Origin of the sequence: Methylophaga sp. UBA1464, assembly GCF_002325665.1 — a bacterium.
Taxonomy (GTDB): Bacteria; Pseudomonadota; Gammaproteobacteria; order Nitrosococcales; family Methylophagaceae; genus Methylophaga.
This window is the reverse complement of sequence record NZ_DCSO01000054.1, coordinates 10,918-11,240: the sequence shown is the minus strand read 5'-3', so window position 1 is coordinate 11,240 and position 323 is coordinate 10,918. Positions and strand designations below refer to the sequence as shown.

1 protein-coding gene is annotated in these 323 nt (G+C 50.5%); it reads right to left on the bottom strand.

All coding sequences use genetic code 11. The features are described from left to right. Window positions 1-162: D-aminoacyl-tRNA deacylase (locus B3O33_RS06735; protein ID WP_292363257.1), on the bottom strand; the 162-nt coding region annotated here is incomplete at its 3' end. Window positions 163-323: the final 161 nt, after the last annotated feature.

Below are 323 nucleotides of genomic sequence, written 5' to 3'. Positions count from 1 at the left end.
CCGATAGTTTACAATCCGCTGCAACAACCTGTCGGCGATAAGCGGGGTGTCAGCCTTCTCCACACCAACAAACACAAGTAAGCCTTGTTTAATTTGCGCGATGGTCTGGTTGTTGGCAATGGTGACATTTGCCTGGCTGACCCGTTGTAACAAAGCGATCATACAAATTGCATTGCTAGTTTATCGGTAGTTCGAACCAGCGCATCAATAATTGCTGGCTCACTTGCTGCATGACCGGCCAGGGGTAACACCTCAAAGCAGGCCTTTGGCCAACGCTGATAGACCTCCCAGGATTGCTGCATGGGGCACACCATATCGTAACG